Origin of the sequence: Pseudemcibacter sp., from assembly GCF_965661635.1 — a bacterium.
GTDB lineage: Bacteria > Pseudomonadota > Alphaproteobacteria > Sphingomonadales > Emcibacteraceae > Pseudemcibacter.
This window is the reverse complement of record NZ_CBFIEP010000098.1, coordinates 1-7760: the sequence shown is the minus strand read 5'-3', so window position 1 is coordinate 7760 and position 7760 is coordinate 1. Positions and strand designations below refer to the sequence as shown.

At 39.2% G+C, this 7760-nt stretch carries 8 protein-coding genes; 3 read left to right on the top strand and 5 right to left on the bottom strand.

What is annotated here, in order from left to right; genetic code table 11:
* Positions 1–1748 (top strand): DNA gyrase subunit B (locus ACTF6W_RS06815; RefSeq protein ID WP_438993791.1); only part of this gene is annotated, 1748 nt, incomplete at its 5' end.
* Positions 1749–1799: 51 nt separating this feature from the next.
* On the opposite strand, the gene ACTF6W_RS06810 is transcribed toward ACTF6W_RS06815, so the two are convergent.
* A complete protein-coding gene (locus ACTF6W_RS06810; protein WP_438993790.1) occupies positions 1800–2336 on the bottom strand; it encodes a VOC family protein in 537 nt (178 codons plus the stop codon).
* Between the two features lie 193 nt (positions 2337–2529).
* On the opposite strand from ACTF6W_RS06810, the gene ACTF6W_RS06805 reads away from it, so the two are divergent.
* Positions 2530–4356, top strand: coding sequence for a transglycosylase domain-containing protein (locus ACTF6W_RS06805; protein ID WP_438993789.1), 1827 nt, complete (start codon positions 2530–2532; stop codon positions 4354–4356).
* Positions 4357–4370: 14 nt separating this feature from the next.
* Here ACTF6W_RS06805 and ACTF6W_RS06800 read toward each other — a convergent pair whose 3' ends face one another.
* Genes ACTF6W_RS06800 through ACTF6W_RS06790 form a run of 3 tightly spaced genes read right to left on the bottom strand, consistent with a single transcriptional unit; the run spans position 4371 to position 6113 of the window.
* On the bottom strand, positions 4371–5051 hold the full coding sequence (locus tag ACTF6W_RS06800) for a M48 family metallopeptidase (RefSeq protein WP_438993788.1): 681 nt from the start codon (positions 5049–5051) through the stop codon (positions 4371–4373).
* A gap of 1 nt (position 5052) precedes the next feature.
* Entirely contained in the window at positions 5053–5490 is a 438-nt protein-coding gene (locus ACTF6W_RS06795) for a YcgN family cysteine cluster protein (protein ID WP_438993787.1), read from the bottom strand.
* 8 nt (positions 5491–5498) lie between these two features.
* Positions 5499–6113: an SCO family protein gene (locus ACTF6W_RS06790; RefSeq protein WP_438993786.1), complete on the bottom strand. Its 615-nt coding sequence runs from the start codon at positions 6111–6113 to the stop codon at positions 5499–5501.
* 97 nt (positions 6114–6210) lie between these two features.
* Between ACTF6W_RS06790 and ACTF6W_RS06785 the strand changes: the two genes are divergently transcribed.
* Positions 6211–6798, top strand: coding sequence for an ankyrin repeat domain-containing protein (locus ACTF6W_RS06785; RefSeq protein WP_438993785.1), 588 nt, complete (start codon positions 6211–6213; stop codon positions 6796–6798).
* A 9-nt stretch (positions 6799–6807) separates the two neighbouring features.
* Here the strand turns inward: ACTF6W_RS06785 and ACTF6W_RS06780 are convergent.
* The coding region (locus ACTF6W_RS06780; protein WP_438993784.1) for an EAL domain-containing protein at positions 6808–7760 on the bottom strand (953 nt) is incomplete at its 5' end.

Below are 7760 nucleotides of genomic sequence, written 5' to 3'. Positions count from 1 at the left end.
AAGGCGGTATTCACGCTTATGTTGATTATCTTGACCGAAGTAAGACTGCTCTTATCGAAGCTCCTATTTCCATTATGGGTGAGAAAGAAGATATTGTCTTTGAATGTTCGCTTCAATGGAACGATAGTTATCATGAAAATGTGCTGTGTTTTACCAATAATATTCCGCAACGGGATGGTGGTACGCATTTGGCCGGATTTAGAGGCGCGCTCACCAGAACCATTAATAACTATGCTAATGCAACAGGAATTGCGAAACGTGAAAAAGTTTCAATTTCCGGCGATGATAGCCGCGAGGGTCTCACGTGTGTGTTAAGTGTTAAGGTGCCTGATCCAAAATTCTCATCACAAACCAAAGATAAATTGGTTTCATCAGAAGTGCGTCCTGTTGTTGAAAGTTTACTGAATGAAAAGCTTGGCCAGTGGTTTGAAGAACATCCTGCAGAAGCCAAAATTATCATTGGTAAAATTTGCGAAGCAGCTGCCGCGCGTGAAGCAGCACGTAAAGCCCGTGAATTGGTTAGAAAACCTACCGGTCTTGATATTTCGTCGCTTCCTGGAAAGCTTGCGGATTGCCAGGAACGAAATCCTGAGCTTGCGGAAATATTCATCGTAGAGGGTGATAGTGCGGGTGGTAGCGCGAAACAAGGGCGTCACCGTAAAAATCAGGCAATTTTACCACTTAAAGGTAAAATTCTGAACGTTGAGCGAGCCCGATTTGATAGAATGCTTGGTTCACAAGAAATCGGTACACTTATTACTGCACTTGGAACCGGTATCGGTCGCGAAGAATTTAATATTGAAAAATTGAGATATCATAAAGTCATTATTATGACGGATGCTGATGTTGATGGTGCGCATATTAGAACACTACTTCTAACATTCTTTTATCGTCAAATGCCGGAACTTATTGATAAAGGGTATTTATATATTGCTCAACCGCCACTTTATAAAGTGAGCAGAGGTAAATCAGAAGTTTATCTAAAAGACGACCCCGCACTTGAAGATTATTTAATAGCTCAAACGTTAGAAGAGATGGTTTTAACATTAGGGGATGGTGCGCAAATTGCAGGAAATGATTTAGCGGATCTCGTTGAAACAACCCGAAATGTAAATCGTGTCTTGGCTCACGTGCCAAATCGTTATAATAAAGAGATTATTGAGGAACTTGCCGTACTAGGAGCGCTTTCGGAAGATGTGCTTGTGCGCGGAAACGGCGCCGAAAAAATACTTGAAACGGTCACATCACGTCTTAATGCACGTGCGGGCGTTGGCGAAGATAATTGGTCGGCGAAGCTGGATGAAAACGGCGATGGTGTTATTTTCGTTCAAGAAATCCGAGGTATTAAAGACGTTTACCGCATTGATGCCGTATTCAGTGCTTCTGCTGAAGCGCGTCGTTTAAACGACGCCGCCACGAAACGTGCTGAAGTATTTTCTAGTCCTTCTACAATCACGAGAAAAGAAGAAGGGCATGAACTATATCTTCCAAGTGAGCTTTTAACGTTCATTATCAAATATGGTCGCAAAGGCTTATCCATTCAACGTTATAAAGGATTGGGTGAAATGAACCCAGATCAGTTGTGGGAAACTACCCTTGATCCTGATGCGCGTAGTTTGCTCAAGGTAAAAGTTGATCATGCGGACACAGCGGATGAAATATTCTCTAAATTGATGGGTGATGTGGTTGAACCACGTCGTGAATTTATCCAGGATAATGCCCTGAGCGTCGGTAACTTAGACGTTTAATAGAATTTAGTTTAAAAGAAAAGCGGGTCCTAATTGACCCGCTTTTTCTATTTATTCTTGAAACTGATCTTCATGAAGCCATGCGGCATGTTTTAAGGTGGTTTTACTTTTGGCCCATTCAGTCATCATTTCAGGCGCAACTTCATTAAGTTTTTTAAGTTCTTCTAAGCTTGCCGTATCATATGCCAATTCAAGACGATGCCCATCTGGATCACGGAAGTAAATTGATTGGAATATATGGTGATTTGTGGGGCCTACCACTTGGATGTTATTTGCTTCTAATTTTTCTTTCGCTTTCAATAGGGTTTCTTCGTCGGCCACTTTGAAAGCAATATGCTGGACCCAGTCAGGCGTATTTTCGTCCCAACCCATTTTCGGTGAATTTGGAATTTCAAAAAAGGCGAGTACATTATCGCTACCGGCGTCAAGGAATATATGAATATACGGATCCGGTTCACCAGTTGATGGGACTTTGTCTTCAGAAATTGCCAATACCAAATCCATGTTGAGATATTTTTTATAAAAATCAACTGTTCTGTTTGCATCCATGCAGCGGTATGCCACGTGATGAATTCTATCAATTTTCATAGCTATTTCCTTTATTTTAAAATATTAAAACAATAATAGTTACAAATGAAACTAATGTCAAGAAATTATCTTTAAGCTATAACTTGTCATATTTTTGCCCTTCTCTTATTGTCAATTAGGACAAATTTTATGAAGGGTCAGAAGAATTTTTAGTTCCCAAAAGAAAAAATCGCGAAAAGGTAAAATTGCTAAAATGGATAAAGCGAAGCCGCCAAGGTCGGGTATAGCAAAATTCTTTTATAGTATATCTGTGATTTTCGTCTGGGGGTTGGTGCTGATGGTTCCCGTATTGATTTACTTCTCTTATGATTTGCCTGATATCGCTAATATTGATAAGGCAACGTCCAAAACTACAATTATGATCATGGACCGTGATGGTAATCGAATGGCATCATATGGCGATGTGTTTGGTGAATGGCTTGATTATGAAGATATCCCCCCCGAGCAGGTTGAGGCAATCATTGCGACCGAAGACAGACGGTTCTTTGAACATTTTGGGTTAGATTATCGTGGCCTTGCGCGTGCCATGTACAATAACATCACAGAAGGAAAACTTGTTGAAGGCGGTAGTACGATTTCGCAGCAGCTTGCTAAAAATCTCTATCTTAGTTCGAACAGGACCTTAAAAAGAAAGATTCAAGAATTACTTCTTAGTTTTTGGTTAGAAATGAAGCTTGATAAGCAAGAAATTTTGACCATTTATATGAATAGAGCATATTTCGGTGCAGGAGCATATGGCATTGATGCGGCATCAAGGACTATTTTTGGCCATAGCGCGAAGACACTGAATTTAACGGAAGCCGCGATGCTCGCAGGTATGTTAAAGGGACCGGCTTTATACTCACCACTTAGGGATGTGGAAAGAGCTTATAATAGAACTTCAATTGTACTTGATAATATGGTCGTAACCGGATTTTTAGAACCAGATGAAGGAGAAAGTGCAAAAAAGGTAAATGTCAAAATAAATTCTGCTGAAGCAGGCGGAGATGTTCGATATTTCACAGATTGGGTCGTTGAACAGTTACCAGAATTAATTGGTACAATAAATGAGCCTATAATCGTGCATACAACGATGGTTCCAGAGATGCAGCAAATGGCAGCTGGGGCCGTGAGACAAACATTAAGTAGACGCAATGAAGAAAACATGCAAGGCGCCCTTATTTCTATGGACCTCGATGGTGCGGTTAGGGCTTTAGTAGGCGGTCGAGACTATAACGAAAGCCAATTTAACCGTGCTGTACAAGCGCAACGCCAACCAGGAAGTGCTTTCAAATTATTCGTATATCTGGCGGCCTTGGAAGCGGGTTTTGGTCCGGAAACAATCATGCGGGATAGTCCAATCATTTTAGATGGTTGGAGCCCAAAGAATTATAGCGACAGATATATTGGAGAAGTAAATTTAGAAACTGCGTTTGCTAAATCGATTAATACGGTTGCGGTAAAATTGTCTGAAAGAGTAGATAGACGCTCAGTGATCGATATGGCACATCGACTAGGCGTAACGACGCCCTTAACGCCGGAACCCAGTATTGCATTAGGCGCATCAGAGGTAAATTTAATGGAACTGACGGCCGCTTATACTGTGGTTGCGCGAGGGGGCATTGAAACAAAACCATATGGCATAGTTGAAATACAAAATAGCTCAGGTAGAATTCTTTATCGTCATATGCCAGGACCAGAGATCAGAATATTAGATCAAGAGGTTGCATACACTATGCACGCTATGCTGCAAAATGTTGTTGCAACAGGTACCGCAAGAGCGGCACTCATGAATTTCCCAGTAGCCGGAAAAACGGGAACAACACAAAACTATAAAGATGCACTCTTTGTAGGGTACGGAAAAAATATGATCAATGGCGTTTGGGTTGGGAAAGACGATAGTACAGCGATGCAAGGTGTCACGGGTGGTGGTACGCCAGCTCATATATGGAAGAATTTCATGTACCGCGTTGATTTAGGACGAAATGATGCAACACTAGATACCCCCAATGTGAGACCAAGGTCTCGCCCTCAAATATAATTCATGAAAACATACTATTGGTTTAAAACCATCATCAGCGATTGACCTTCATTTTTAAGCCATTTTCTAGACGGTTTGGCGTGGGAGACTAAAGTATCAACAATGTCCCAGAAGCGCTGACTGTGGTTCATTTCTGCCAAATGAGAGATTTCATGTGCAACAACATATTCCAGAACTTGCGGAGGGGTCATAATCAAGCGCCAAGAAAATGATAAATTTCCACTTGAAGAACAACTGCCCCATCTGCTTTTTGTATCTCTTATTTGAATTCTTTTGAATTTTTTATTTATGGCCATGGCCATTTCTTGTGCCATTGGCTCAATGGTTTTTCGGGCTTCTTTTTTTAAATGATTTTCAAGTCGAACTGAGAACCCTTCTTTAGGGCCGCCAACAATAATTCTTTGATCATCAATATTTACGCGGGCAGCTAAAATGGGATCATGGATAACTTTCTTCATTTCTCCCAATATTGGAATAATTGAACCATCTATTAAGTAAATTGGCTTTGGCGTTTTGGTGCGTTGTTCTTTTAACCATTCTATATTCGATGTTGCAAATTTTAGTGCTGAAAGCTTACTCGTAAAACGCGGCATGGTAATCACGGCTCGATCGTTAATCGCGTCATAGCGCAGCTTAATTCGTTTCGCTCTTTTATGGGTTTTAAAGTCGGGATTAAAATCATTTATCGTTGTCATTTCAACGCTCACTTATATCAATGATATGATCTTCAAGGTCACCTGCGTCTCTTTCTGAAATTGCTTTTTGCGAAATGGAAATACCAGACTTATGAACAGTCAATCCGGAACCACTTATTAATGGATGCCAATCAAAAAGATCCTTACCTTCAAAAATGAGACGGTATGCGCATGTTTTAGGGAGCCACTTAAATTTTTGAACATCTTCAGGTTTTAAAATAACGCAATCAGGGACTAGCTTTTTACGTTTCGTATATTTGCGACATCTACAAGTATCAATATCAAGTAAACGACAGGCAACATTGGTATAAGAAACATCACCAGTATCATAATCTTCTAATTTATGAAGACAACAAAGCCCGCAACCATCACAGAGACTTTCCCATTCATCTTGAGACATTTCATCTAGCGATTTTTCTTGCCAGAAAGGTGTGCTCATATCTAAAACTACTCTATCAGTGAAGAGATTGTATTTGCCATTGCCTCAGGGTCTTCACCGTGATTAAAATGTCTTAGGAGGGTACCTTCTTTATCCATAAAATATGTATAAGAGGTGTGATCAACAAGATAATCAGCACTATCATCAGCCTTGGCGGCATAAACTCTGTATGCTTTTTTTATGGAATCTACCTGTTCATTGGTGCCCGTTAATCCGATCATATCATCGTGGAAGTAGCTAACATATTCGGCCATAACATCTACGGTATCACGTTCTGGGTCAATGGTTATAAAGACGGGATTAACTTGTTCTAATTCTTCGGGCGGTAAAATTCTCATGGCATCTGCCATAATTTGCAGATCCATAGGGCAGACATCTGGGCAAAAGGTATAACCAAAGTAAACAATCATATACTTACCGAGGAAATCTTTATCTGTAACGGGTTCGCCTTTATGGTTAGTTAAAGAAAACTCGCCACCAATTAAAGCTCTACTGTTTTCAGCAGCCGTAGGCGTATTTTCTTTATTTAAAAACTGCATCCATACAATTACTGCGATGATAACGAGCACGAGACTAAGTAAAATTCGCATGTTGGGCTTTTTAGGTGTTTCTGTTTTACTCATTTCTATGTTCTGCTTCAGGTTAGGTTAACAATAGACTCACTAAGATGTTTATTATATATAATATGACTTCGCCTAATTATAAAGTCTGGAGTTTAAAATGCGTCTTTTAAAAAACGTAAAGCATAAAGTTTTCTTATCGCTTGTGGTCGCTCTGACCATGACCGTCAGTGGGAACACTCAGGAAAACAGTTTTTCCGATGCATATAATTTGCTTAAGGCAGTAAAAACGAAAGATTATGGAAAGCTTCAAAATTATCTGAAAAAAGGGGCGAATGTAAATACTCGCGACGACGCGGATGGTGAAACGCCGCTTTATATTGCTTCTACATTAAAAGATAGTGTAATGGTCACGTTATTATTGAATGATAATGCAAAAACTGAGATTGCTAAAAAATCTACTGGCGAAACGCCATTAATGGTGGCGGTTCGACTTAAGGCACATAAAATAGCTGAATTGCTAATATCTCAAAATGCGGATGTGAATGCAGCTGATCGGAACGGTGAAACTTCATTATATAAAGCCGTTAGAGCAAATGATCGCGAATCAGTGAAAATTCTTCTTGCTGCTAACGCAGATTGGTCCATGGCTGATAATACAGGTAGAACACCACTTGATTTAGCAAGAGAAAATAGGCGCCTTAGAACAATGGAAAGAATGTTAGAAGATGCAGGCGCTGAGTACTAAGCATCCTTTTTAAAGTCCCTGCATTTTATCAATTTCAAAACCTTGAAACATGACGATACCAAGATTATTTCCGAATGTAATGGCGTTTTGTGAATCGCAATCTGACATTACGACACGCATTTTACCTTGAGTGGCGATTGCATTTGAAATTTTGTTTTTTTCTTCATCGCTTAGCTTAGAAATATAGGTTTTATTCCAACGAATTTTTAAGAAATCTACATTTATCAGTTCTCTATCTAAAACATATAAGGATTGTATATCCATGCGGCATATGCAGATTTTGCAATCAAGGCTTTTGAGTTTCGCTTGGGCTATATAATATTCTGCTAAATCGGACATAATATCAAATAAAGATATCTCGAGAATGATAGGCATTTCTGACATTTGTTTTTGTTTTGCAATAAATTGATCGAATTCTTTCGTTAGAATGCTTGCTACATTCATATTTATAGACAGAAAGTGATCTGGGAAACTTTGATATTCGACGAGAGTTTTCATCATTTTTATATCAAATGTCTTTGTTAACCTTTGAAACAACCATTTATCGCCTTCAATATTATAATCTGGCAATACAGATTTGTTGATTTCTTTAAGCGAAAAATATTTTTTTGTATAAATGATTTCGGGGGCAATATTATTCATGACAACACAAATATTTTGTTGCTTAATCATATTGAACATATCCATGGTTAAAAGGTTACGCTCAAGTTTATCAAGTTGCATAGGCCCCATTTCTGGAACAACACTTTTTGGAAAAATATGTTCGTATTGCGGAATGGTCTTAGGCTTCGTATCTTTTTCTTTTTTAGGCTTAGGGGCTTCCACGACTTTATCGTTGGTCTTGTCTAAGCTTGCCATCATGCTTTTTAATGTTGGTTGTTCCTCAGATTGATTTTCATCAGCATTCATTCTGTCATAGTAGTTTTCGACTAATTCATAAAAAGAATCGTAATATTTTTCTA

Coding starts and splice junctions, on each gene's coding strand:
- ACTF6W_RS06810 (WP_438993790.1), bottom strand. CDS start 2,336: ATGAAAATTGATAGAATTCATCACGTGGCATACCGCTGCATGGATGCA.
- ACTF6W_RS06805 (WP_438993789.1), top strand. CDS start 2,530: ATGGATAAAGCGAAGCCGCCAAGGTCGGGTATAGCAAAATTCTTTTAT.
- ACTF6W_RS06800 (WP_438993788.1), bottom strand. CDS start 5,051: ATGACAACGATAAATGATTTTAATCCCGACTTTAAAACCCATAAAAGA.
- ACTF6W_RS06795 (WP_438993787.1), bottom strand. CDS start 5,490: ATGAGCACACCTTTCTGGCAAGAAAAATCGCTAGATGAAATGTCTCAA.
- ACTF6W_RS06790 (WP_438993786.1), bottom strand. CDS start 6,113: ATGAGTAAAACAGAAACACCTAAAAAGCCCAACATGCGAATTTTACTT.
- ACTF6W_RS06785 (WP_438993785.1), top strand. CDS start 6,211: ATGCGTCTTTTAAAAAACGTAAAGCATAAAGTTTTCTTATCGCTTGTG.